Source organism: Nocardia sp. NPDC088792 (genome assembly GCF_044750615.1).
Lineage (GTDB): Bacteria > Actinomycetota > Actinomycetes > Mycobacteriales > Mycobacteriaceae > Nocardia.
Map to the genome: position 1 here is coordinate 235,620 of NZ_JBIVKC010000009.1, position 24,607 is coordinate 260,226.

The 24,607-nt window shown below is 68.6% G+C and carries 19 protein-coding genes; 6 read left to right on the top strand and 13 right to left on the bottom strand.

Going from position 1 to position 24,607, the window contains the following annotated elements; genetic code table 11:
- Nucleotides 1–74: 74 nt before the first annotated feature.
- Entirely contained in the window at nt 75–1,253 is a 1,179-nt protein-coding gene (locus ACIP5Y_RS45895) for a glycosyltransferase family 4 protein (RefSeq protein ID WP_400360118.1), read from the bottom strand.
- Between the two features lie 181 nt (nt 1,254–1,434).
- On the opposite strand from ACIP5Y_RS45895, the gene ACIP5Y_RS45900 reads away from it, so the two are divergent.
- Complete coding sequence (locus ACIP5Y_RS45900; RefSeq protein ID WP_400360119.1) at nt 1,435–2,340, top strand: methyltransferase domain-containing protein; 906 nt, start codon at nt 1,435–1,437, stop codon at nt 2,338–2,340.
- On the opposite strand, the gene ACIP5Y_RS45905 is transcribed toward ACIP5Y_RS45900, so the two are convergent.
- Nucleotides 2,284–2,586 carry a hypothetical protein gene (locus ACIP5Y_RS45905; RefSeq protein WP_397007532.1) on the bottom strand — a complete coding sequence of 101 codons (303 nt, stop codon included), beginning with the start codon at nt 2,584–2,586 and terminating at the stop codon, nt 2,284–2,286. The two genes, ACIP5Y_RS45900 and ACIP5Y_RS45905, sit on opposite strands and share 57 nt — an antisense overlap.
- 201 nt (nt 2,587–2,787) lie before the next feature.
- On the bottom strand, nt 2,788–2,991 hold the full coding sequence (locus ACIP5Y_RS45910; RefSeq protein ID WP_400360120.1) for a hypothetical protein: 204 nt from the start codon (nt 2,989–2,991) through the stop codon (nt 2,788–2,790).
- Between the two features lie 239 nt (nt 2,992–3,230).
- Between ACIP5Y_RS45910 and ACIP5Y_RS45915 the strand changes: the two genes are divergently transcribed.
- Nucleotides 3,231–4,664, top strand: coding sequence for an aldehyde dehydrogenase (locus tag ACIP5Y_RS45915; protein WP_400360121.1), 1,434 nt, complete (start codon nt 3,231–3,233; stop codon nt 4,662–4,664).
- 118 nt (nt 4,665–4,782) lie between these two features.
- On the opposite strand, the gene ACIP5Y_RS45920 is transcribed toward ACIP5Y_RS45915, so the two are convergent.
- The 4 genes from ACIP5Y_RS45920 to ACIP5Y_RS45935 all read right to left on the bottom strand — a co-directional run bounded on the left by ACIP5Y_RS45920 (nt 4,783) and on the right by ACIP5Y_RS45935 (nt 10,547).
- Nucleotides 4,783–5,400, bottom strand: a complete 618-nt coding sequence (locus ACIP5Y_RS45920) for a methyltransferase family protein (protein WP_400360122.1) — start codon at nt 5,398–5,400, stop codon at nt 4,783–4,785.
- 205 nt (nt 5,401–5,605) lie between these two features.
- The gene (locus ACIP5Y_RS45925) at nt 5,606–7,432 is read right to left on the bottom strand and encodes a phosphoenolpyruvate carboxykinase (GTP) (protein ID WP_400360123.1); all 1,827 of its coding nucleotides are present in this window, start codon (nt 7,430–7,432) and stop codon (nt 5,606–5,608) included.
- Nucleotides 7,433–7,675: 243 nt separating this feature from the next.
- A complete protein-coding gene (locus ACIP5Y_RS45930) occupies nt 7,676–9,178 on the bottom strand; it encodes a hypothetical protein (RefSeq protein WP_400360124.1) in 1,503 nt (500 codons plus the stop codon).
- A gap of 700 nt (nt 9,179–9,878) precedes the next feature.
- Nucleotides 9,879–10,547 (bottom strand): hypothetical protein, encoded by a 669-nt coding sequence (locus ACIP5Y_RS45935; RefSeq protein WP_400360125.1) that lies wholly within the window; start codon nt 10,545–10,547, stop codon nt 9,879–9,881.
- A gap of 251 nt (nt 10,548–10,798) precedes the next feature.
- Here ACIP5Y_RS45935 and ACIP5Y_RS45940 point away from each other — a divergent pair, with 251 nt between their 5' ends.
- From ACIP5Y_RS45940 to ACIP5Y_RS45955, 4 genes are read left to right on the top strand one after another with little or no spacing between them, the layout of a single operon-like run.
- On the top strand, nt 10,799–12,136 hold the full coding sequence (locus ACIP5Y_RS45940; protein WP_400360126.1) for a lipase family protein: 1,338 nt from the start codon (nt 10,799–10,801) through the stop codon (nt 12,134–12,136).
- Nucleotides 12,137–12,195: 59 nt separating this feature from the next.
- Nucleotides 12,196–13,029, top strand: a complete 834-nt coding sequence (trmB, locus tag ACIP5Y_RS45945) for a tRNA (guanosine(46)-N7)-methyltransferase TrmB (protein WP_400360127.1) — start codon at nt 12,196–12,198, stop codon at nt 13,027–13,029.
- Nucleotides 13,026–13,772, top strand: a complete 747-nt coding sequence (locus ACIP5Y_RS45950; protein WP_400360128.1) for an NYN domain-containing protein — start codon at nt 13,026–13,028, stop codon at nt 13,770–13,772. The genes trmB and ACIP5Y_RS45950 overlap by 4 nt, the downstream gene beginning before the upstream one ends.
- The gene (locus tag ACIP5Y_RS45955; RefSeq protein WP_400360129.1) at nt 13,772–17,281 is read left to right on the top strand and encodes an MMPL family transporter; all 3,510 of its coding nucleotides are present in this window, start codon (nt 13,772–13,774) and stop codon (nt 17,279–17,281) included. Before ACIP5Y_RS45950 ends, ACIP5Y_RS45955 begins: the two co-directional genes overlap by 1 nt.
- Before the next feature lie 142 nt (nt 17,282–17,423).
- On the opposite strand, the gene ACIP5Y_RS45960 is transcribed toward ACIP5Y_RS45955, so the two are convergent.
- The 6 genes from ACIP5Y_RS45960 to ACIP5Y_RS45985 all read right to left on the bottom strand — a co-directional run bounded on the left by ACIP5Y_RS45960 (nt 17,424) and on the right by ACIP5Y_RS45985 (nt 24,536).
- Nucleotides 17,424–19,049 (bottom strand): DUF2339 domain-containing protein, encoded by a 1,626-nt coding sequence (locus ACIP5Y_RS45960; protein ID WP_400360130.1) that lies wholly within the window; start codon nt 19,047–19,049, stop codon nt 17,424–17,426.
- 731 nt (nt 19,050–19,780) lie between these two features.
- On the bottom strand, nt 19,781–20,602 hold the full coding sequence (locus ACIP5Y_RS45965) for an alpha/beta fold hydrolase (RefSeq protein ID WP_400360131.1): 822 nt from the start codon (nt 20,600–20,602) through the stop codon (nt 19,781–19,783).
- A 59-nt stretch (nt 20,603–20,661) separates the two neighbouring features.
- The gene (locus ACIP5Y_RS45970) at nt 20,662–21,285 is read right to left on the bottom strand and encodes a DUF1707 domain-containing protein (protein WP_400360292.1); all 624 of its coding nucleotides are present in this window, start codon (nt 21,283–21,285) and stop codon (nt 20,662–20,664) included.
- A 124-nt stretch (nt 21,286–21,409) separates the two neighbouring features.
- Complete coding sequence (locus tag ACIP5Y_RS45975; RefSeq protein ID WP_397007560.1) at nt 21,410–22,078, bottom strand: response regulator; 669 nt, start codon at nt 22,076–22,078, stop codon at nt 21,410–21,412.
- A gap of 51 nt (nt 22,079–22,129) precedes the next feature.
- Nucleotides 22,130–23,338 carry a MacS family sensor histidine kinase gene (gene macS, locus ACIP5Y_RS45980; RefSeq protein WP_400360132.1) on the bottom strand — a complete coding sequence of 403 codons (1,209 nt, stop codon included), beginning with the start codon at nt 23,336–23,338 and terminating at the stop codon, nt 22,130–22,132.
- Entirely contained in the window at nt 23,322–24,536 is a 1,215-nt protein-coding gene (locus tag ACIP5Y_RS45985; RefSeq protein ID WP_400360293.1) for an AI-2E family transporter, read from the bottom strand. Before ACIP5Y_RS45985 ends, macS begins: the two co-directional genes overlap by 17 nt.
- Nucleotides 24,537–24,607 lie beyond the last annotated feature (71 nt).

The following is a 24,607-nucleotide window of genomic DNA, read 5'->3' on the forward strand; positions in this document are numbered from 1 at the left end:
ACTACGCACGGTAGTAGAAATTCATCGGCGATGAACCGAAATTCCCTCATTACAAACAGGATTCGCGGCTGAAGTCAGCCCTGCACCGCGGGCGCTAGGGCGACCAGCCCGGATACCCGTTCCCCGCGCGCCACCGCCGACAGCACCTCATATACGCCGTTACCCGTTTGCTCCCAGGAGAATTCCCGCGCCCGCGCCCGCGCCTTCTCACCGAGCACGGTTCGGGCCTCGTGATTGCCGAGCAGATCACCGGCCGCCGCCGTCAACTGCGTGACATCGTCGACGAGGATTCCGGTGACGCCGTCCACGATGGAATCGGTGAGCCCGCGCGAACTCCGGTAGCCGATGGTGGGCACGCCGTGCTGTGCCGCCTCGATGACCGCCAGCCCCCACCCTTCTTTCCGTGAGGGCAGGACGTGCACCCAGGCGCGGGCCAGCAGTTCGTGTTTGCGGTCCTCGCCGACATGGCCGTGGAAGGTGACGGCATCGGCAATGCCCAGGCCATGAGCGTGAGTACGCAGGTTATCGGCCCACCAGCCGTCGCCGATGACATCGAGGTGCAGGCCGGGAATGCGGGCGCGGAGTCCGGCGACGGCGGCCATCGCGTCCTCGATCTGCTTGTGCGGCACCAGCCGGGACAGGACCACGATGCTCGGATGCGGGGTGCGGGTGGTGTCGTCGCCGGCGGCCAGGTGCGCGGGCACGGGTTCGGCGCCGTTGCGCACCACCGCGATTCGGGTTCCGGTCACGCCGAGCCCGGTGAGTTCCTCGGCGGACGGCAAGGAGACGGTCAGGTATTGGTTGCGGCGATGCAGGCGCGGTGACAACCGGGATTCGATCCACCAGCCGATCCGGCCGACCAGTCTGCCTGCCACCGGCCACTGTTCCCGATGCCCGTGATGCACCAGCACCACGGTCGGCGCCGCCGTCGCCATCCGCGCGAAGAAGGGAATGCCGTTCTGGGTGTCGATGACGGCATCCGGCCGCACTCCGCGCAGCGGCCCGATCCCGATCCGCCCCAAAGCCATGGCCGCCAGGGCCCGCGGATATACGGTGAACCGGCCGCCGCCGCGACTGATCTCGATCCCGTCGATCCGCTCGCGCCGCGCGGCCCCCCGATACCCGGCGGTCCGCAGGTGCACCTTCACCCCGCGCGCCGCCAGCTGGGCGCCGACCTGCTCGAGATATCGCTCGCTGCCGCCGCCTTGCGGATGCCCGGTGTCGCGCCAGCACAGCAGCAGCACTTCACGCACGGGCGGATCTCCAGGTCATCGATTCAGGGACGGACAGACAATGGGCTCCACCATATAGCCCGGACCCGATCTCGCGCCGGAGAGTGGTCACCCGACCTGCATCGGGTCGGACCCTTGTCCGGGGGTGCGAGGTGGCGGGGAGGCGAGATTGCGGTGCGGTTGTTGTGCCAGACTGGCCGCCATGCTTCGAGCCGAGGACACGGGATTGCGTCGTGCGGTACGCCGCCCGCGTTTCGCCCGCCGGGCGACACTGCGCCGGTCGTTACGGTTGCTCGGCAGTTTCCGGTTCGAGCAGACGGATCCGGCCCTGTTCTACGGCGGGGTGGCCGCGGATACGGCCGCGCTGGTGAGCGACTTCTACCGGGATCTGACCGGGCGGTCGCTACGCGGGACCATCGTGCTGGATGTGGGCGGCGGGCCCGGCTACTTCGCCGACGAGTTCGGGCGGTCCGGGACGCGGTATCTGCCGGTCGAACCGGATCCGTCGGAGATGCACGCCGCGGGCCTGCGGGTGGCGGGCGCGGTGCGCGGGTCCGGGATGGCGCTGCCGTTCCGGGACAATGCGGTCGAGGTGTGCATCTCCTCGAATGTGGCCGAGCATGTGCCGCACCCGTGGGTGATGGCCGACGAGATGCTGCGCGTGACGAAACCGGGCGGGCTCATGGTGTTCTCGTACACCGTCTGGCACGGCCCGTTCGGCGGCCACGAGACCGGCCCGTGGCATTACCTCGGCGGCGAGTACGCGGCCCGGCGCTACCGCCGCAAGCACGGGCGCGAGCCGAAGAACCGTTTCGGCAGTTCACTTTTCGAGGTGACGGCCGCCGACGGCATGCGCTGGGCGCGCACGCGACCGGCGAATGTGGAAGTGCTCGCGGTCTTTCCCCGCTACCACCCGCGCTGGGCGTGGTGGCTGGTGCACGTTCCGGTGCTGCGCGAGTTCCTGGTCAGCAACCTGGTCATCGTCGCCACCGAACGGGCGGCCGCGGACGACACGGCTACCGCCGCGAATACGACTGCGGAGGAAGCGAAGTCAGCGTTCCAGGCGGCCGCGCCGCCAGAAGCGGCGGACCCCGCTCGAGCAGTCTGATTCGCCCCAGGGTGACTCTTGGGTAGCCAACCCGACGGTCTCCATGGCTGTCAGTCCGACCTGTCCGGCGAGGGCATTCACCGCAGCAACCGCTTCCGCTGCCTGTAATGCGGCGGCGGCCTGTTCGGTGGTGAGCGTGCGCCCGGGTAGAAAGGACACCACCCATCCCCCGATGCCGACGCTCTTCGCCTGATGAGGGGTCAGATCACTGGTCATCAACGACCGACCGATCACTTGCACCGCCATGACTCGGACTCCCTGTGCGGTAACGGTTCATGTTTCGAGCGAGCTATCCACGGTAGCTATAAAGCATGCTCGCTACGGGTGCCGAATGCAATAGTGCGTTCAGCGAAAAGCGAACCGACAGGTCGGAATTCGGCTTGGCAGAGTGCCCAGTGTTTGCCCGGGAATCGCGGAACCGCTTGCGGCGCCGCGGATTCGGCGCGTTCAGTCCTCCGGCATGACCAAACGCAAGGCGGGCTGCCCCTTCCGGGCGGTCGGATAGGTGGCCTCGGCGACCTCCACCTTCCAGCCCGGCGGCAGCACTCGCGCCAATTGACTCGCAGCCCGCTGCATCGGCGTACTGATCGGCACGGAGTCCAGCTCGGTCAACTCCGGGAGAAGCAAATCGTCGATGTCCACATTGGTCATTCGCGAGATCTACCTTTCGAAGCTAATTGATAGCAATCGACCAGATCGGTGGAGAAAGGTGCGCTACGCCGAGCATAAGCCACCATCGGGCAAACCGAAATCAGACGCTCGATTCGCGGCGGGCGTTTCATCCGAAATTTACGAACCGGGAAGTCGAATTCAGGGATATGTCCCGCTCAGCGAGACGGCTGTGCGGCATGCTCCGGACAGCGGGAGGGGCAAAACTGTAACGTGTTCTCATGGAGTACCCGAGTCTGTTCATCGGCGGCCGCTGGGCCGCCCCCGCCGGCACCGACACCCTCCCCGTCGTCTCCCCCGCTACCCTCGAAACCGTCGGTAGCGTGCCCGTTGTCACCAATGCCGACGTGGATGCCGCGGTCGCCGCGGCCCGGCGCGCCTTCGACCACGGCCCCTGGCCGGCCACCCCGCCGGAGGAGCGCGCCGAACTCCTCGCCCGCGCCTCCCAGCTGCTCGACCAGAAGGCGGGCGAACTCAGCGCCGCCCTGTCCGCGGAAATGGGCGCGCCCGCCGGGACCGCGACCACCCTCAACTACTTTCCGGCAAAGGCGACACTCGACTTCTATGCCGGACTCGGAAAAGCCTTCCCATGGACCGAAACTCGGACCGGAATGTTCGGCACCTCGCGAGTTTCCCGCGAACCGGTCGGTGTGGTCGCCGCGGTAATCGCCTGGAATGTCCCGCTGTTCCTTGCCATCAACAAACTCGCACCCGCATTGCTGGCCGGTTGCACCGTCGTACTGAAGCCCGCGCCATTGACGCCATTGGCCGCCAATATCGTCGCCGACCTGTTCGCCGAAGCCGGTCTGCCCGAAGGCGTGCTCTCGGTACTGCCCGCCGACGCCGAAGCCTCCGAATACCTCATCTCGCACCCCGGCGTCGACAAGATCACCTTCACCGGCAGCACCGCCGTCGGCCGCAAGATCGCCGCCATCGCCGGCAGCCAGCTGAAACGCTGCTCCCTCGAACTCGGCGGGAAGTCCGCGGCGATCCTGTTGCCGGACATGGATATCGCCGACATCCCGAAACTCGCCTTCAGCGGCCTCATGAACAGCGGCCAGGCCTGCGTGGCCCAAACCCGCATCCTCGCCCCGCGCAACCGCTACGACGAAATCCTCGACGCCCTCACCGAATCCGTGCGCGCCATGCCCCTCGGCCTGCCCAGCGACCCGGCCGCGCAACTCGGGCCGCTCATCTCCGAGAAGCAGCGCGAACGCGTCGAAGGCTATATCGCCAAGGGCAAGGCCGAAGGGGGCCGCCTGCTCACCGGCGGCGGGCGACCGAGCGACCTGCCCGGCTGGTTCGTCGAACCCACCGTCTTCGCCGACATCACCAACACCATGACCATCGCCCGCGAAGAGATCTTCGGTCCCGTCCTGTCCGTCCTCCCCTACGACACCGAGGACGAGGCCGTCGGCATCGCCAACGACAGCGACTACGGCCTCGCCGGCTCCGTCTGGACCACCGATATCGAACACGGCGCCGCCATCGCCGCCAAGGTCCGCACCGGCACCTACGCCATCAACTGGTACGCCTTCGACCCCTGCGCTCCCTTCGGCGGCTACAAGACCTCCGGCATCGGGCGCGAGAACGGCCCCGAAGGTCTGGACGCCTACTGCGAGCAGAAATCCCTCCTCATGCCCATGGGCAGCTGACCCGCGAAAACAGCTGCCGCGCAGCTCCGTAGAGCTACGCGGCAGCTGAAGCCGGACCGTTCACGCGGCTGCGGCAGCGCGAAGGGCCGGCCCGCACGGGCACGCGGCGGCGGGGAAGCTACACCAGCTCGCGTGCGCGCGGCGGCGCGAAGGGCACCAACGCGGGCACCTGATGCCGGTAATCCTCATAGTTCGACCCGAAGGTGCCGACCAGCATCCGGTCCTCCACCCGCACCCGGCGCAACAGCCACCCGAGCACGAACGCGAACACCACGAACGACGACCCACCGGCCATCACCACGGCGCCGCCCACGATCGCCAGAATCCCCGTGTAAATGGGATGCCGCACAACCTGATACGGCCCACCCGTCCGTAATTCGTGCTCCTGCTGGATCATCGGCCGCCCCGCCCACATGGCGCCCAGCGCGAGCCGCGCCCACACCATCAGCGCCGACCCCGCGATCACCAGCACCGAGCCGACCGCCACCAGCACCCGCACCTGCCAGGTGATCGGATCCCACATCCCGTGCGGCAGCAGATGCAGCGCCACGATGATCACCACGATCCCGACGATCATCCACGGCTCCGGCAACAGCGTCCCGAAGAAATGCCGAATCTTCCCCCCGGCACTGTCCCGCCTGACCGCGGCAAACCACGCCGCGGTCACCAGCCACACAATCCCGACCAGCTCCGTACTCCACGCGGCCAGCCGCACCAAGAGATCGACAGCGTTCATACCTAGAGCCTCCCCCGAACCCCACCCGCCGACCACCACCCCCGGACCACACCCGCTCCACCCCTGGGTGGAGTTCCATGAACACGCAGAACGGCCCGCCCGCACCGTTCAGGTGCGGGCGGGCCGTTGGCTTTTCGGGGTGCGGGGGTTTACCCCCGCGAACCCCTTACCGCGGGTGTGGGGGCGTAGCCCCCACGACCGGCTGTCACACCAGGCGCTGCTTCAGGGCCTCGAACTCGTCGCGGACGCCCGAGGGGAGCTTGTCGCCGATGAACTCGAACCACTCTTCGATGAGCGGGATTTCGCGCTTCCACTCGTCGAGGTTGACCGCGAGGGCCTCGTCGACGTCGGTGAGGCGGACGTCCAGACCCTCGAGGTCGAGGTTGGCGGCGGTGGGGACATTGCCGATCGGGGTGGCCTCGGCCTCGGCGCGACCCTCGATGCGGTTGACGATCCACTCCAGCACGCGGGAGTTCTCACCGAATCCGGGCCACAGGAAGCGGCCGTCGTCGCCGCGGCGGAACCAGTTGACGTAGAAGATCTTCGGCAGCTTCTGGGCGTCGGCGTTCTTGCCGACATTGATCCAGTGGCCCAGGTAGTCGCCGACGTGGTAGCCGATGAACGGGATCATGGCCATCGGGTCGCGGCGCACGGTGCCGACCTTGCCCTCGGCGGCGGCGGTCTGCTCCGACGACAGGGTGGCGCCCATGAACACGCCGTGCTGCCAGTCGAAGGACTCGGTCACCAGCGGAACGGTGGTCTTGCGGCGACCGCCGAACAGGATGGCCGAGATCGGCACGCCCTGCGGGTCGTCCCATTCGGGGGCCAGGATCGGGCACTGCGACATCGGCGTGCAGTAGCGCGAGTTCGGGTGCGCGGCAAGCGTTTCCGACTCCCTCTCGTACCAGTCGTTGCCCTTCCAGTCGATGAGGTGGTCGGGGGTGCCTTCCAGGCCCTCCCACCACACATCGTTGTCGTCGGTGAGCGCGACATTGGTGTAGACGGTGTTGCCGCCCTCCATGGTGGCCATGGCGTTCGGGTTCGAGCTGTGGTTGGTGCCGGGCGCGACACCGAAGAAGCCGAACTCCGGGTTGACCGCGTACAGGCGGCCGTCCTCGCCGAAACGCATCCACGCGATGTCGTCACCGAGGGTTTCGGCGCGCCAGCCCGGGATGGTCGGCTGCAGCATGGCGAGGTTGGTCTTGCCACAGGCGGACGGGAACGCGGCCGCGATGTAGTAGGCCTTGTTCTCCGGCGAGATCAGCTTGAGGATGAGCATGTGCTCGGCCAGCCAGCCCTCGTCGTGCGCCATGGCGGAGGCGATACGCAGCGAGTAGCACTTCTTGCCCAGCAGCGCGTTGCCGCCGTAACCCGAACCGTAGGACCAGATTTCGCGGTCCTCGGGGAAGTGGGTGATGTACTTGGTGTCGTTGCACGGCCACGGCACGTCGGCCTGGCCCTCGGCCAGCGGCGCGCCCAGCGAGTGCAGCGCCTTCACGAACGGCTTGTCGGTGCCGAGCTTCTCGTAGACGGCGGTGCCCATGCGGGTCATGACGCGCATCGAGGCGACCACGTACTCGGAGTCGGTGAGCTCGACGCCCAGCTTGGGGTCGGCGGCGCCGAGCGGGCCCATGCAGAAGGGCACCACGTACAGGGTGCGGCCCTTCATCGAGCCGCGGTACAGCTCGGTCATGGTGGCGCGCATCTCGGCGGGGTCGACCCAGTTGTTGGTCGGCCCGGCGTCTTCCTTGGTGCGCGAGCAGATGTAGGTGCGCGATTCGACGCGGGCGACGTCGGAGGGGTCGGAGAGTGCGAGGAACGAGTTCGGCTTCTTCTGCTCGTTGAGCTTCTTGAAGGTGCCGGCAGCGACCAGTTGGGTGGTGACGCGGTCCCATTCCTCGTCGGAACCATCCGCCCAGACCACACGGTCGGGCTGGGTGAGTTCTGCGACCTCCTGCACCCAGGCAAGCAGTTCCTTGTGCTCGGTGGGCGCGGTGCCATCGTGAAGACCAGGAATGGTCGCTGAGGTCATGAAAACTCTCCTGAGATGGGCGGACTCCATGCCTGCCGAGCCCGGCAGAGGCTCCGCGACACCGAGTGCCACCATTGTGTGGCAGGGCCCCCGTCCGTCTTTGCCGGTAGCCCGTCCCGGCTGGACGCGCGTACAAGGACGAAGCGGACGCCCAGGTTCCTGCCATAGAGGTTAACGCCAGATATCCCGGCGTATGGAATCGGGTTGTCCACTCGGTACCGGGTCGAAACCTCGGACCAGCGGCTATACGAATTCGAGTGCGGCGAGGTCACGTTCGCATGCAGTGCGGAGAGCGGGCCGGAGCTGGGCGGCCTGCCGCAGTTGCGCCTCCAATTCCCCTACCCGACGGTCTGTTTCGATGCGGTGCGCGGTGGTCGTGGCGAGCACCGCATCGGTGAGCCGCTCCTCCGCCTCGATCAAGGCCGTCGCAACCCGTTGCTCCACTTGCGCCTTCACGTTGACCAGGGCATCTGCCACCCACTGTTGTAAATGAGCACGCTCAGCGAGCTGCCCGCGCGCCCGCACCACCCACCCCGCCGCCGCGGCACCGAGAAGAAGACTGACCGGCACCACGGCATAATCCACCGCCTGGACCAGCGCCAACGGCGCCACCACCAACCGGCCCAAGCCGAACCCCGCCGACGCCCCGAAAGCCAGCATCAAATGGTCTTCCACACCGCCACAACGCGGTTCGGGCCCCGGACCGACCCGCGGCCAGGCCGGCAACCGACCAACGATGCGTGAATCACGTTCCGGAACAACACATTTCGCCCGATTCTCCGTATCGATCTCCACCCGGCCGATCACTTCCCCGAGCTGGCCGGCGACGTCCACCAGCCGTGCCCGCATCACGCGATCCATCTCATATGTGACTTTGTCCACACCGTGCTGCAGACGGCCCGGAAAATCCGCGTACTCGGCCTTGGACACCCGCTCGATATCGGCGCGCATCCCGGAATTCAGTGCGCGCATCCGCACCCCCACTTCATGCAGCAGATCCAGCCGCGCCAGATGCAGGCGATTCCGCAACATCGCCATGGCCGGCCCCCGGCCACCATCGTTCACCGCCAGCAGCGCGGCCCGTTCCTCCCGCAGCGCGGCCACATCCCCGCCATTACGCAGCGACGCGATCTGCTGCTCGATCCGCCGCCGGGTCTCGGCCAGCATCCGCTCCCGCACGATCACCTCCTGATCGGCCACCGCCCCCGCACCGGCCGCCGCCACCAACCGCGCATGCAACAGGGCCAGCCCGGACCGATCCAGCAGCGCCGCATCACCGTTCACCCGCGCCACCGCCGCCATCCGCGCCGACACCGGCACGATCTCCACCTCGCCACCCGACTCCCCCGCCAGCAGCTCCGAATCCCGCTGCCGCACCACCCGCCATTCCTCATGCACATGAATCCCCTCCAACGCGAACACGATCCGCGTCCCATCCGCCCGCAACCCCCGCACCACCCGCACCAACTCACCCCCGATCAGCGCCCCCGCATCCAGCACCACCAAAGCCACCGGCACCGGCCCCACCCCACCGCCGGACACCCCACCCGCGAAAACCTCCTCGCCGGCAGTACACAACTCGACCCGAGGCCGAAGGCGAGCCAACTCGGCCCGCAACGCCGCCGCCCACATCTCACCCCCACCGACCAAAGTCACCGCCGCAGATTCACGCCCACCCAGCCCCCGCATGGTCCGCCACAGCGCCAGCCCATGCGGATTCCACCGCGCCACAACCCGTTCCGCCACCCCAGAAATCCCGGCAACAGCCGATTCGCGGCTCACCACATCCCGCATAGCTACCCCCGATACCGGATCCGAGCGATCGACCGCGCAATCCGCACCGGACGCCGCATGAGCTGCGGCCACACCGGGCTCGCCGCCGGACCTGGCGGGGCCGGCGGCGATCCATCCGCGGCGCACGTCATCCGGCGCCGCCTCGCCTAGTGCCGGCTCCGAGCGATGGAGCGTGCAATCCGCACCGGGCACTGAAGGGACCACGGCTGCAGCAGGACCGGCGTCAAAGCGGTCGGAACGCTGCGTTGTCATCGCTGTCTCCGGCGCGGACGTGATGATCGCGTCCGGCGGCACGGACGTGGATATGGCGTCCGACGGCGCGGATGTCGACGCTGGCGGCGGCGGTGAAACAGCTTCTCCGGCGCAGGGTGCGGTGATTCCCGCGTCGACCTCGGACTGCGTCGGTCGAGGCGGCGGAACGGGGTCCGGCGCGGTGATGTTGTTCGGCGGCGGCAGTATGAGGCTGGGATGCGCTGCCGGGCAATGCGATGAGATATCGGAGGCCGGACCGGTGGGCGGGGGCAGGTGGAGGGACTCCGGCACGGGCGAGGCGGGCCGGGTCGGAGGCTGCGGATCGGCGGGGCGGGGTTCGGGCATCAACACCGCTGATTCGTTCCCGGTGGTGGGTGCGGCTTGGCCGGTTCCGAATCGGTCAGGTGCCGAGGCGGGTGGCGGCTTGTTCGTAGCGGTGGTGGAGGTCGGTGTGGAGGGGGTCTATGCCGCTGGCGGAGTGGAGGATTTGGAGGAGGGTGACGGCAGGGAGGGTGGGGGCGTGGCGGAGGGCGATGAGGGCACAGGAGATTCCGTAGAGGGGCCAGCGGGCGAGGAGGCGTTGGCGGTCGGCGGTGTCGGTGGCGATGGCCGGGGCCGTGAAGAGGTCGGGGGCGAGGGTGAAGGCCGGGTCGGGGTGGTCGCGGTGGCGGTGCAGGGTGCGCAGGTCGGCGTCGGTGACGGTGCCGGAGCGGGTGCGGGCGGCGAGGGTGGCGATCACCGGGTGGACGGTGAGTTGGAGTGCGGCGCTGTGATTTTCGGCGGCCGCGGCGGCGTCGGCCCAGCGGAGGCCGATGGCATCGGCCTTGTTGAGGACGACAAGGGTGCGATCGGGCGGCAGGGTCGCCAGGATGCGGCGGTCCGTGGCATTCGACGCACCGGGGAGGACATAGATAAGGAGGTCGGCGTCGAGTACCGGATCGGGTCGGCCGGGGTCATCTACGGCGCTGGTCTCCTCCGCCGAAATCAGTGACAGCGCATGTCGGACGGTGGTTTTGCCGGCACGGGCGCGGCCGGTGACCTGGATGCGCGGAGCGGGACCGGCCGGCACGCAGGCAGCGTAGCCAACCTCCACGGGCTATGCGGAGGAATCCGCGAAAGCGTCTCTCACATAGGGAGATCTACTGATGCGAGTGGTGCAGGTCACGGGTATATCTGTGCGACAGCACAATCCGGTGCGACGCCTCTTCACAGATACCTTGCGGGTCCTTTACGGTTTTCATTCGGTCGGCGTATCAGCCGATGCGCGCCGTCGACGGACCCTCCAGGTCCCGCTCGCCGGGATCGAACGAGGAGGTTGCGATGACCGTCACCGCCGACGTCATCGGTGTATCCGATACGCCCGCCCCGCCGGGCCGGCCGGTTCCGCCCAGCCGGGATCCGTTCTACCGGGCGCCCGCCGGTTTCGCCCGGCACGCGCCGGGCACCGTACTGCGCAGCCGCCCGGTCGAGATCGCACTGCTCGGCATCGTCCCGCAGCAGGTCACGGCCTGGCAGTTGCTGTATCGCAGCACCGATCTGCACGGCAGCCCCGAGGTCGCGGTCACCACCGTCCTGCTGCCGAGCGGCGCCCGCCCCGATCCACAGCGCCCGCTGCTGGCCTTCCAGACGGCCATGGACGCGGTCACCGATCGCTGCGCGCCCTCGTACGCCTTGCGGCTGGGCGCGCTCTCGCCCGGTTCGATCACGCAACTGGAGTGGATGCTGGTCGCGAACGCGCTGCGCCGCGGCTGGGCGGTGACCATCGCGGATCACGAAGGCCCGCACGGCAATTTCGGGGCGGCCCGGGAGCCTGGTTATCGCACGCTCGACGGTGTCCGTGCCGCACAGCGTTTCGCGCCGCTGGGCCTGCGCCCGGACACCAAGGTCGCGGTGTGGGGCTATTCCGGTGGCGGCATGGCCAGTTCGTGGGCGGTGGAGATGGCGCCGCGGTACGCGCCGGAGCTGAATATCGTCGGCGCGGTACTGGGTGCGCCGGTGGGTGATCCGCGGCAGGTGTTCCTGAGTTTGAACGGCGGCCTGTTCGCCGGTTTCCCGGCGATCGTCATCGCGGCACTGCAGCGGGTGTATCCGGCGCTGGCCGAGGTGGTGCGCAAGGATTTCACGCCGGAGGGCCGCAAGGTGCTGGAGCGGGCCGAGGGACTGGGCCCGATCGCGGTGCTGCCGCTGCTGGTGGGCCGCCGCATGGACGACTATCTGCATCGCCCGCTGGTGGAGATCCTGCCGGAGCTGGAGGACATGTTCGACGACCTGCGCCTGGGCAATTCGGCGCCGGCCTGTCCGGTGCTGGTGGTGCAGCCGGTGCACGATCAGGTCATCGGTGCGTCGGGCATCGACGGTCAGGTGGCCCGGTATCGGGAGCGCGGGGCGTCGGTCTGGTACGTGCGCGATCGTTTGAGTGAGCATTTCTCGCTGCTGCCGCTGGCGACTCCGCTGAGCCTGGATTGGCTGGCCGATCGCCTCGCCGGCAGAAGTCTCACAGAACCCACAACCAAGACCGTCTGGTCGGTCGCGCTGTCGCCGGCGCACTGGCGGAGCATGGTGGAAATGGCAACTACCGCAATGCGAGTCGCGCTGGGCCGGCCCCTCGGACCGGAGCCGGAGCAGGCCGCGGCGGAGGTGTCGGGCCTGGCAGCCTGATTGCGGGCAGCCGCCTCATCCCCTGGTCGATTGCTGCGCTAATCATCCAATACTGGACAATGGACGCCGTGAACGACGCCGCGAACCATACTGCCGAGCCAGGTCCCGGGCCGCGGTCCGACGACTACGCCGGTGACGCCGATCACCCGGACAACCCCATCGGTCAGCCGGGCCGCTTCGGCGGGCACCGTCTCTACCCCCGGGTCACCAGCTTCCGCGCGCGCCGCGGCGCGGTGCCGCCGGCCCGGCAGGAGTCCTGGGATCGGATGTGGCCGCATATCGGCCGGGACGTCTCCGACGAAAAGCTGGACGCCGACGCCTGGTTCGGGCGGTCGGCGCCGCTGATCATCGAGATCGGCTGCGGCACCGGCACGGCCACGGCCGCCATGGCGCAGCTCGAGCCGCAGTTCAATCTGATCGGCATCGAGGTCTACAAGCCGGGTCTGGCGCAGCTGGTGCAGCGCGTGGAGCGCGAGCAGATCGACAACATCCGAGTGCTGCGCGGCGATGCCGTGGATGTGCTCGAGCACATGATTGCTCCCGAGTCGCTGACGGGGGTTCGCGTGTTCTTTCCGGATCCGTGGCCGAAGGCGCGGCATCACAAGCGGCGGCTCCTGCAGCCGGCCACGCTCACCCTTATCGCGAATCGCCTGATTCCCGGCGGCGTCTTGCATGTCGCCACGGATCATGCAGACTACGCGGAGTGGATCGCGGCGGTCGGTGCGGGAGAACCGCAGCTCATCGGCATGAACGAAGCGACGGGCGGCAATCCGGATGACTACCGGACCAAGGCACCGATCGGTTTCGAACGTCCGATTACCAAGTTCGAAAGCAAAGGACTCCGCGCGGGTAGCGCCATCACCGAGTTCATCTGGGGGAAGATCGAATCATGAGCGTCAGTGAGATGGCCCCCGAGGTCTCGGAAGTTGCCGACATAATGCACGGCACTCCCTCGGCAGAGCTAACCAGCACGCCTGGCGCAGGCGGCGTCAACTCCGATGTGCGCCGCGTCCTCTTGGTCTGGGACGCACCGAACCTCGATATGGGGCTCGGCGCCATCCTCGGCGGCCGGCCCACCGCGGCCTACCGCCCCCGCTTCGATGCCCTCGGCCGCTGGCTGCTGGCCCGCACCGCGGAACTGTCCGTGGGCAGCCGCACCCGGGTGGAACCCGAGGCGACCGTCTTCACCAATATCGCCCCCGGCACCGCGGATGTCGTGCGACCCTGGGTCGAAGCGCTGCGCAATGTCGGCTACGCGGTCTTCGCCAAACCCAAGATCGACGAGGACTCGGACGTCGACAGCGACATGCTCGGGCACATCGAGCTACGCCGACGCGGCGCGGGGCTGGCCGGCATCATGGTCGCCTCCGCCGATGGGCAGGCATTCCGCGCGCCCCTCGAGGAGATCGCTGCCACCGGTGTCCCCGTTCAGGTGCTCGGTTTTCGCGAGCACGCGAGTTGGGCCGTCACGTCGGATATTCTCGAGTTCATCGACCTCGAGGACATCCCGGGCGTGTTCCGTGAACCGCTGCCCCGGGTCAGCCTCGACTCGCTGCCCGACGAGGGAGCATGGCTGCAGCCCTTCCGGCCGCTGTCCGCACTGCTCACCTCCCGCCCCGCTCAAGGAGTCGCTTAGTGTTCACCCGCTGGGGCGACCTGGTCTTCAAGCTCCGCTATGCCGTACTCGGAATAGTGGTGGCTGCACTGCTCTCGCTCGGCGCATTCGGGCTCGGGCTGAACGACCATCTCAGCTCCAGCGGATGGTTCGCGCCGAACTCGCAGTCGTCCCAGGCTTCGGTGATCCTGGACAACGTCTACGGGCGCGACCACAACAGTGACGTGCTGCTGTACTACACCGCACCCGATGGCGAGACCATCGACAGCCCGGATGTGGCGCAGGCGGTCACGAATCAGCTGAACAACCTGCCCAAGCAGTACCCGGAGATCACCAAGATCAACGGCGCCTACTGGAAAACCGATACCGGACAGTACATTCCGAGCGTCGCGGGCAGCGCGGACAAGAAGCACGCGTTCGCGGCACTCGCCATCAAGGGCGACAACGACACCGATCAGGCGCGGAACTTCCGCGCGGTCAAGAACGTCTTCGGGCTGCCCGGCACCGGCATCAAGGTCGAGGTCGCCGGTCTGCAGCCGGTGGCCGGCGCGCTGAACGACACCATGACCGACGACCAGAAGCGGATGGAGATCATCGCCATTCCGGTGGTCGCGGTCCTGCTGTTCTTCATCTTCGGCGGCATCGTCGCGGCGGCGCTGCCGCTGATCATCGGTGGACTCACCGTTATCGGCGCCAACGGCATCGTCATGGGGATCACCAAGTTCACCGAGGTGAATTCGTTCGTCGGCCCGGTGGTTTCGATGATCGGCCTCGGGTTGGCCATCGACTACGGCCTTTTCATAGTCAGCCGGTTCCGTGAAGAGATCGCGGAAGGCTACGACACGCGCGCGGCGGTCCGGCGCTCGGTGATGACCGCGGGACGCACCGTGGTGTTCTCGGCGACCATGATCATCGCGGCCAGCGCCGGCATGCTGCTGTTCCCGCAGGGCTTCCTCAAATCGGTCGCCTACGGCACCATGGCGACGGTGCTGCTCGCCGCATTGTCGGCGCTCACCATCCTGCCCGCCATGCTCGCCATCCTGGGCCGGCGCGTGGACGCGCTGGGGCTCAAGTGGTTCCGCAAGACCAAGACCGCCGAGGAAGTCGAGCACGGCCTCTGGGGACGCACCACCGCATGGGTGATGAAGCACCCGCTGAAGGTGGCGATCCCGCTCACCATCGGCCTGCTGCTGCTCATCATCCCGGTCAAGAACCTGGAATTCGGCGGCATCAGCGAGACCTATCTGCCGCCCGACAATCCGACTCGCCTGGCGCAGCAGCACTTCGACGAGACCTTCCCGCTGCGCAAGACGAATCCGGTGCAGTTGGTGATCATCACCGACAACACCAAGGAAATCGGGCCGATCCTGAATCAGGCCAATACCGATCCGAAGATCGCGCCGCTGCTCGCCAAGGGCGGACAGTTCGGAATTCCGTCCAAGCCGCCGAACAACTCCAACGTGTGGAAATCGGAGGCGACTCCGGTCAGCGACTCGGCCGCGGACGAGGCGGTCACGCTCCTGCGTGAGATGAAGGTGCCCTCGGACGCCCAGGTCATGGTAACCGGTCAGGGTGCGCTGCAGAAGGATTCGATCGACGCGCTCATCGACAAGATGCCGCTGATGATCGGGCTCGTGGTGCTGGTGACCACCATCCTGATGTTCCTCACCTTCGGATCACTGGTGCTGCCGATCAAGGCGGCCTTGATGAGCGCGCTGGGATTGGGGTCCACACTCGGCATCCTGACCTGGATCTTCGTCGACGGTCACGGGTCCGGACTGCTGAATTTCACGCCACAGCCGATCATGTCGCCGGTGCTGGTGCTGATCATCTCGGTGGTCTACGGCTTGTCCATCGACTACGAGGTGTTCCTGCTATCCCGCATGGTGGAGGCGCGCGCCCAGGGCGCGAGCACCACCGAGGCGGTGCGCGCGGGCACCGCGCAGACGGGCCGCATCATCACCGCGGCCGCATTGATCCTGCTGGTCGTGACGGGCGCGTTCGCGTTCTCCGACATGGTGATGATGAAGTACATCGCCTACGGCATGGTGTCGGCGCTGTTCATCGACGCCACCGTGCTGCGCATGCTGCTGGTGCCGGCCATCATGAAGCTGCTCGGCGACGACTGCTGGTGGGCGCCCAAGTGGATGAAGCGGATTCAGCAGAAGATCGGCCTGGGCGAACCCATCCTGGATGACGAGCGCCCCGGCGGCGGTGAAGTGGTCGACCTGGTCAAGACCACCCCCATCACCGATCCGGTCACCATGCAGATCCCCGCCCTCCCGGACGGAACCGCCAAGCCCGCCCGTAAGCCGCGCCCCGCCCGCATGGTCGAGTCGCCGATGGAGGCCCCCACCGAGCGCATAGTCGACGCGGCCCCGGCGACCCCCGAAGCTCCGGCGACTCCGGCGCCCAACCCGCCTGCCCCCGAGCCCAATCCGCTCGCCGGGCTGGTCTCCCTCCCGCCGCGGCCCGGCCACGGCATCACCCCCTCCACCTCGACCGGCCCCACCTTCGGCAAGCCCGCGCCCAGCGCGGACCCCGCCGACGGCGGCAACCCACCGTCCGACGCCGCTCCCGGCTCGGCCACCGGGCAGCCGGGCACGAGCGGCGGTGGCCCTGGCTCGGCTCCGGATATCGCCTTCCGGCCGAACCCGCCCGTTTCGGGTGGCGCGGCAGGTGGGATCGGGTCGGCGCATCGTCCGATCGGTGACTTCGGTTCGCCCGCAGCCACATCCGGCGTGTTCGGTCTGAAGCCGCCGCTTTCGCGCGGTTCGGCTACGGGCAGCGCGGGTACCGAGGCCGGGGCTGCCACGCCCGCCGTGAGTGGGATCGATACATCGGCCGCAGGCGGGGTCGGCAAACCCGCCGCGGGCGGGATCAAGCCCTCGGTCAGTGGAGCTATGCCACCTGCGGGTGAGCCGGCCGTGAAGTTCGGTGGGGCGCAGGACGGTTCCGATCGTCCGGGCTCGGACGAGGACGCTGTGCGTGGGCGCGACGGTTCGTTCGCGCAACGGGGCGACTCGATTGCGCCGAGCGGCATCCCGTCTGTCTCGCAGCCCGGTGTGGCGCAAGCGGATTCGCAGTCGGCGCCCGCGGGCTCGGATCGGGTGCTGCCGCCGCCGTCGATGAAGTTGCCACCGCACCCCGCGACTCGCGCGCAGCTCTACCAGCCGCATCCGCCCGAACCGCGGCAGCCCGAAGCACGGCAGCCCGAAGCGGCGCGACCAGCCGAGCCGCGACAGCCGGAACGGCAACGACCGCCGGAGCCGCCGCGACCGATCGAATCGCAGCAGCAGGCCGCAACGCAGCCGTCGCCGGATTCGGCCGCCACGGTCGAGCAGCCCGCTCAGGCTGAGGGCGAGCAGGATTCGAAGGGCGGCCGCAGCAATATCGAACAGTGGATGTCGGATCTGCGTTCCTCCCGCCGCCGCCCACCGGTCAAGGACGACGATGAGGGCAAGCACCGTGGCGGCGAAGGCCGCCAGGTGAGCGTGAACGAACTCCTCCGCCGCCAGAAACGCGACTGATCAGTGAAACGGGGACGCCCGGCCGGACTTCCGGCCGGGCGTTCCCGTTTCTCGGCGACTTTCCCTCAGCGGTAGGGCTTTCCGTGCATCCGGCCGGGCAGTGATCCCGTGCACTCGTCCGGCCTGCTCGGCCCGTACAGGCTCAGTGGGTGGGAGCGCCCCGCTCGGCCGTCTCGGCGAAGACTCGGGCGTAGCGGGTGCCGACCACCAATAGCAGGACACCCACCACCAGGAACGCCGCCGCCCGCACCAACCCGTCGAGGGTGGCGAGGTCGAAGAGGAACAGCTTCGCCAGCGCCGCGGCCGTCAGCAGCAGCCCGGCGGCGAGCGCCACCTTCGCCGATTGCGGTGTGCGAGTGAGCCGCCGGAGACCGAAGAGCAGCGCCGCGGTGGCGGCCGCCATCCACACCATGGTGGCAATGCCGTGCCCGGCGAGGAACCCGTCCCGCCCACCGGCCGCGACACCGAGCGATACGGTCAACGCCGTCACCGCGTACAGCCCGAAGAATCCGGCGATCACCACGACAGCCGTGGCCTCGCCTTCTTTCTCCATGAACCCGAGCCGGCGCGCATCCCACACCGCCACGGCGACCACGGCCAGCCCGGCGACCGCGGCGAGGGCCGTCGAAATACCCAGGTGCGCAGCGGCAGCCCCTTCGTCGGCGAGAGTCGCCGGCGCCGCATTCACGGCGAAGGCCAGCGCACCGATCGCCGCGAACACCCCGCCGATACCCGCCGCCATCCGCGACCGCTGCTGCCCGCCGACCGCCAGGAATCCCAGCGCCACCAGGAACAACGCGATCGGCAGCGTCTGCACCCGCGTGGCGGCGACGCACGCCTCCAAGAGCGCGCACGCTCCGGCGACGGCGGTCACCACCGCGAGATGCGCGGGAATACGCGCCCGCGCACCGAGTTTCGGCAACCACGGCACGACCGCGACCCCCAGCAGCACCGCCGCGAACACGGCATTGATGAACACCGCCGGACCCCGCCCGAACATGACCGGTGCGGCGAGCAGCGGGACGGTGGCCGCACCGCAGACCACGCTCGCGACCACATCCCCCGCCCGCTGCCGCACCACCAGCACCGCACCCGAGAGCCCAACCACCGCAACGACGATCGCCGCGGCCAGTACCTGATACCTATGCCCGTCCGACGCCGCCAGCGCGGTCCCCGCCACCGCGGCCAAGGTCGCCAGCACCGCCGGAACCGTCCGCACCACATGCAGATACGGCCAGTCCCGCCCCAATTGCACAGGCAGAGCCGCGATCTGCAACACGATCAGGAACCCGAGCAACACCACATCGACAGTCACCACCGGCGCGAGCAATGCCGCCCCCAGCAGCACGAGCACCGCCAGTGCCTGCGACCGCCACCGCAACGCCAGCGCCACCCCGCCCGCCGCGATCCCCAACGCCACCCCGTACCCCACCACCGGCGGCAGCCACCCGTACACAGTGGTCACCGCAACGACATCCAGATATCCCCCAGCGATACCCGTAGCCGCCAGCGCGATGGCCCCCACCCGTCCTCCGACCCGCCCGTGCACCCGTGCACCGGCACCCACCAGCCCAGCCGAGAACACGGCCCCCGCAACAACTCTCGGCACCGCCCCGAACAACCCCGCCTGCGCCGCCAGCACCAGCAACATCACCACCCCGATGAGCGTCACCCCCACCCCGGCCACCGCCAGCACCCGGCTGATCACCCCTTCCCGCTGCCACCACGGCACCCGCGGCCCCCGCCGCTGCACCGGCAAAGCCGGCATGCTCGCATACCCCGGACCTCCAGCCATCCACCCCGACCGCACATCACCGACCCCCAGAACCCCATACCCCACACCCTGAGTCGGCCCGAACCGCCCTTGAACCCCGGCGCCGGACAGCACTGCACCCGCAGGCGGCGGGACAACACCCGCACCAACAGCAGCCTCCGCTTCCCCTCCGAGCGGAGCCGGCTTCACCTCCGCCGCAGGCATTCCCGGCACCGGCGGCTGCATGCCCGCAGCGGACTGCGCCGCTCCTCCGCCGTACTGCACGGCTCCCGCAGCAGGCCACACAGGTTGCCCCGTATGAGGAACGGCCTGTGCACTACCGGCAGCGGGTGGCACGAGAGGCGCGTTCCCACCAGTGGCCGCCTCCGCTTCCCCTCCGCGCGGAGCCGGCTCCACCTTTGCCGCAGGCATTCCCGGCGTGGGTTGTTGCCACTGGGCGACCGGCATGCCACCGCCCGCCATCGGATAACCCATGGCGGGCGGTGTGGTCGGAGGCGGTGGCTGTGCGGCGACGACCTGGCGGCGCAGGGCTTCGAGGTCGTGGCCGAGGATGCCCATCTGCTCGCTGAGCGAGCCGAATTCATTCGACAGTCTGGCGATCAGCCGAGGATCGATGGCGAGATTCATACCCGCCATCCTTTCGGCGGGGCCGGTCGCCGGTCATGAGTAGAAACCCCCGCCGCGGCGGCGATTCCTACCCGAGTCGGCCGGTGCGAACCACGTGGTCAGGCCGTTCGGGAGGCGTCGGCACGGGCGATGGTGGCGCGGATGGCGGTGGTGATGGGGGCGGGGGCCTCGAGCATCGGGATGTGGCCCGTGTCGGGGAGGGCGTGGATTTCTATGAGGGGGGTGGGGGTGAGGGGGGCGTAGATGTGGGGTGGGAGTACGCGGTCGTGGCCGGGGAGCAGGATGGTGGTGGGCACGTCGAGGGTGGTGAGGTCGAAACCTGTTGGGAGGAAAGGGTCTTCGGCCAGGTCGTCGGTGACGGTGCAGTAGCTGACGGCGGCGGCCATGGCCTTCGCCAGCTGGTTGGGTACCGCGGCGGGGCGGTGGGCCAGCAGCGGGAGGAGGAGGCTGCGCAGCATGCCGGGGACGGCGGGCGTGCGGTCCGCGCCGAGCCCGAGGAGCGGGCCGAAGGTGCGGAACTTGCGGAGCAGGGCGCCCGCCGAGTCGGGGGTGCGCCAAAGGCCGGCGGGGGCGATGGCGGTGACCGACCGGGCGCGACCGCGGGCCGCGAGTTCGAAGGCCACCCAGCCGCCGATCGAGTTGCCCGCGATATGGGCGGTGGGCCAATCGGATTCGTCGAGGAGACGCTCACAGTGATCGACGAGGCTGGTGAATACGGCAGGCCGCTGCTCGGGTTCGGGCCCGCCCCGGTGACCGGGGAAGGTGGGCGCGAGAATGCTGTAATCAGCGGCCAGGTCATCGAGGACGGGAATCCAGGATTCCCAGGTCAGCAGGGCGCCGTGCAGCAGCAGGAGGGGTTCGCCACGGCCGGTGCGGAACAGTGATTCCGGAATCGTGTCTGCCGCGCCGTCAACCGCCATGCCGTGACGATACCGGCTGAAACCGATTGACGCCGGTGCCGTTTCACTTCCGTGTACGGTCACGCACCGTTGAGGAAGCGCCGCCAGTGCGTGCCGAAGGGGTGCTTGGCGGTGACCGAACTGAATCGGAGATTACCGAGCAGGACCAGGTGCAGCGGTCCGATGGGCGGGCCGGTGCGGACCTTGTTGTCGATGCTGGATCCGATCAGGTCCAGGCCGTTCATATCGACGGTGGCCTCGGCGGGCACGATCAGTTCGATATGACTGAACTTGTCCTCCACTCGCAGCTCGACCACCTGTGTCGACATGATGGCCTGGGTGAAGTCCAGCTCCACATGAGCCATCCGATTGTCGAGGTACAGCGTCGGCGGCACCTGCCAACTGCCCTTACGGGTGATGCTCGACATGCGGGCGCGGATGAGATTGCCGGGCCCGGGCTGCACCGGCACCCGCTGCGCATGCACATACCGCGCCGGCGGCGGCGCGGGCTGTCCGGCGAGCCGGATACCGGGCAGGTCGACCAGGACCGAATTCAGTTCCCCGCGCGTCTTGGACGCCAGCGCGGTGTCCATGCGTTCGGTGAATTCGCCCAGCGACAACATGCCGAGCCCCACAGCGCGCTGCAGCAGCCGGCCGACGTGTTCGCGTTCCACATCCGATACCCGCAGATCGCGGTCGCCGATCACGGCAGGCGCACCGGTCTCGACCGCGGGAATGGCTTCAGGTCCTCCCATACATCGAGGCTAACCAGCCGATCCCCCCGCGCACATCAGGGCAATCCCTGATCCACCCCGATATTCACGGCGACTATTCGAGGCCCTGCTCGATCGCATAGCGGGTCAGTTCGACACGGTTGGCGAGCTGTAGTTTGCGCAGCGTGGACTGCACGTGGTTCTCCACGGTGCGATGGCTGAGCTGGAGGCGGGTGGCGATCTGCTTGGCGGACAGGCCCTTCGCGACCATGCGCAGCACCTCGGTCTCCCGGTCGGTGAGCGCCGGGCGGTGGGGTTCGTCCTGGTCGGGCGGCGTGTTGGCGATGCGACGGTATTCGCCGAGAACCAGACCCGCCAGACCCGGGGTGAAGACGGCTTGACCGGCGGCGGTGGCGCGGACGGCATCGGCGAGTTCGGTGGCCGAGGCGCTCTTCACCAGATATCCGGTGGCGCCGGCCTTGATGGCGTCGAGCACGTCGTCGCGTTCGGCGGAGGCGGAGAGCACCAGCACCCGGGTGCGCGGTGAGACGCGCAGCACCTCCGCGGTGGCATCGGCGCCATTGCCGTCGGGCAGCTGCATATCCATGAGGACGACCGCGGGTTGCACGGCCGCGGCGCGGCGACCGGCGGCGCCGACGCCGTCGGCGGTGGCCACCACCTCGAAGCCGGCCTCGGCCAGATCGCGGGCGACGCCGTCCCGCCAGATCGGGTGATCGTCGACCACCATGATCGAAATCCGCTGCTCCGCTCCGGTTTCGGACATCTCGGCCTCCTTCCGTTCGGTCATTCCGTGTCGGTCATTCCATTGTCGGGTCTAGTGGCGTGGCGGCCGCGGCACCCGGAATTCCCACTCCGCGCCGAGCCCTTCCCCGGTACTGTCGCCGTGCGCCTCGAACAGCAGCTGAGCCGTCCCGCCGAGGGCGGCGATGCGGCCGACGATGGAGCGCGAAACACCCATGCGCCCTTGGCCTTCAGCCTCGGCGAGCCGTCCGGGGGCGATGCCGGGGCCGTCATCGCGGACGCTGACGATCAGTTCGTCTCCGGTGTCCTCCAGCAGCACATAGGCTTTCGCGCCCGGACCGGCGTGCTGGACGACATTGGCGAGCGCGGCGGCGACGGCGGCCGACAGTTCGCGGGCCTCCCAATGGCCGAGCGGCACCGGATCACCCGGCGTGGCGATGAAGACGACGGGGGTGGCCTGCGCGGTCAGCAGTGGCCGCAGGTCCTGTTCGGGCCCGCCGACGTCGGCGCGTTCACCCTGTTCGGAGATGAGGACGCGCAACGCGACCTCCTGTTCGCCCGCTTGTTGCGCGAGTTCGGCCGTGGGTCCGCCGATTTCGGTGCCGCGCCGCTTGATGTAGCTGAGTACCTGCAGCACTCCGTCGTGCACTTCGCGCGCCAGGCGCTCCCGTTCCCGCGCGGCGGCGGTGAGCCGCACCGCGCGCTGCAATTGCTGCTGGGCGCGGCGCGCGGTATTCGCGGCCAGCCCCAGCGCCAGGCCGACCGAGATCAGCACGGGCGCGGTGGCGTCGCGCCACACATCCAGGTCCCATTGTTCGCGGGCGGTGACGACGGCCGCGGCAATGAGCAGACCCGAGCAGACACCGCCCAGCGGCCCCCACAGAATCGCCGCCGAGACAACGGCATTGGCCGCCCACAGCGTGGTCGGCAGGGTCTGATGCCCGTGATACCAGTCGTAGTTCGCGATCAGCCGGGTCGCGAAGATCAGCGCGATGACCACCACGTGATCGCCGAGCACCACCGCGGTGCGGATGCGGGGCGAATGCTGGATCCGCCACTGCGACAACAACACCGCCGATACCCCGGACCACACGGCCATGAGCGCGATCAGCACCCAGCTGAGCCGCTGATCGGTGTAATGCGGTACCGACGCGACCTGCTGGCCCACCGCGTACAGCAGGGTGACCAGCCGGAACGCCTGGACGGCCCGCCACAGCGGCGCGGTGGCCGCGGCGTCCGGGTCGGGTTCGGCGGGCGGGCCGGGTTCAGTCCGCGGCGTCACCGGACGGCTTCGGCGGCTCGGCCCGGTGGTTTCCGGCTACGGGCGCGTTATTGGTCCGGCCCGCGGGGTCGGGTGCGTCGAAGCGGCCGGGACTCGGGTCGGCGTCGGGTTCGGCCGCGTACATGGGTTCGTCCGGATGCCCGGTATGCAGTTCCTGGTACCGCTCCTGGGGTGAGTCGGCGATCAGCGACCGGACGGCGGTATTGATCACGGCCACGAACGGCACGGCCAGCAGCCCGCCGACCAGCCCGGCCAGCACGATGCCGGTGGCGATGGCCAGCACCACGGCCAGCGGATGGATCCGCACCGCGCGGCCCATCAGCAGTGGTTGCAGCACATGGCCTTCCAGCTGCATGACCGCGATGGTGATGCCCAGCACGATCAGCGCGGTCACCAGACCCTTGGTCATGAGCGCGATGAACACGGCCACCGAACCGGCGATGAAGGAACCGATGATCGGGATGAAGGCGCCGATGAACACCAGTGAGGCCAGTGGAAGGGCCAGCGGCACATTGAGAATGGCCAGGCCCGCGCCGATGCCGATGGCGTCCACCCCGGCCACCATGACGGTGGCGCGCACGAACCCGGTGAGCGTTCCGAAGCCGAGACGCCCCGCGGTGCGGACGCGTTCCCGCTCCTTATTGGGGATGATCTTGGTGATGAAGTTCCAGATCTGATCCCCGCCGTAGAGGAAGAAGATCAGGATGAACAGGGTCAGGAAGGCGCCGGTGAAGAATTCGCCGATGACCGTGGCGGTGGTGAGCGCGCCGCTGGTCAGCGAGTCCTGATTCTTCTCGATGGTCTTGACGATGGTGTCGCCCGCATTGCGGATCTGCTCGTTGCTGAGATGCAGCGGGCCGTTGATCAGCCAGTTCTGGATCTTGGTGATCGAGGTCTTGAACTCGTCCGACAGCTGCGGCACACCGTTCACGAACTGCTCGATGACGAAGGTCATGATCCCGGCGAGCAGGCCCAGCGAACCCACCAGCGCCACGAACACGCCGATCGCCCGCGGCACCCCCAGCCGCTGCAGGAAGTCCACCAGCGGTGACAGCAGCGCCGCACCCAGCAGCGCGATCGAAATCGGAATGGTGACGGTGGCGAGCTTCTCCGCCAGATAGGCCAGCGCCAGGCCCGCGGCCAGGATGAGCAGCAGTCGCCACGACCATTCGGCGGTCTGCCGCACCAGTGGAGTCACGGCCGCGGCATCCTGATTTCGCGTCCAGCCGGCCTTGCCGCCGGGGCCGGGCCCGGCCTGTCCCTCGCTCA

What these genes read in the sequence shown, in the direction of transcription:
- ACIP5Y_RS45900 (WP_400360119.1), top strand. Translation starts at nt 1,435, where the DNA reads ATGCTTCGAGCCGAGGACACGGGATTGCGTCGTGCGGTACGCCGCCCG.
- ACIP5Y_RS45905 (WP_397007532.1), bottom strand. Translation starts at nt 2,586, where the DNA reads ATGGCGGTGCAAGTGATCGGTCGGTCGTTGATGACCAGTGATCTGACC.
- ACIP5Y_RS45910 (WP_400360120.1), bottom strand. Translation starts at nt 2,991, where the DNA reads ATGACCAATGTGGACATCGACGATTTGCTTCTCCCGGAGTTGACCGAG.
- ACIP5Y_RS45915 (WP_400360121.1), top strand. Translation starts at nt 3,231, where the DNA reads ATGGAGTACCCGAGTCTGTTCATCGGCGGCCGCTGGGCCGCCCCCGCC.
- ACIP5Y_RS45920 (WP_400360122.1), bottom strand. Translation starts at nt 5,400, where the DNA reads ATGAACGCTGTCGATCTCTTGGTGCGGCTGGCCGCGTGGAGTACGGAG.
- ACIP5Y_RS45925 (WP_400360123.1), bottom strand. Translation starts at nt 7,432, where the DNA reads ATGACCTCAGCGACCATTCCTGGTCTTCACGATGGCACCGCGCCCACC.
- ACIP5Y_RS45940 (WP_400360126.1), top strand. Translation starts at nt 10,799, where the DNA reads ATGACCGTCACCGCCGACGTCATCGGTGTATCCGATACGCCCGCCCCG.
- trmB (WP_400360127.1), top strand. Translation starts at nt 12,196, where the DNA reads ATGGACGCCGTGAACGACGCCGCGAACCATACTGCCGAGCCAGGTCCC.
- ACIP5Y_RS45950 (WP_400360128.1), top strand. Translation starts at nt 13,026, where the DNA reads ATGAGCGTCAGTGAGATGGCCCCCGAGGTCTCGGAAGTTGCCGACATA.
- ACIP5Y_RS45960 (WP_400360130.1), bottom strand. Translation starts at nt 19,049, where the DNA reads ATGCCGGCTTTGCCGGTGCAGCGGCGGGGGCCGCGGGTGCCGTGGTGG.
- ACIP5Y_RS45965 (WP_400360131.1), bottom strand. Translation starts at nt 20,602, where the DNA reads ATGGCGGTTGACGGCGCGGCAGACACGATTCCGGAATCACTGTTCCGC.
- ACIP5Y_RS45975 (WP_397007560.1), bottom strand. Translation starts at nt 22,078, where the DNA reads ATGTCCGAAACCGGAGCGGAGCAGCGGATTTCGATCATGGTGGTCGAC.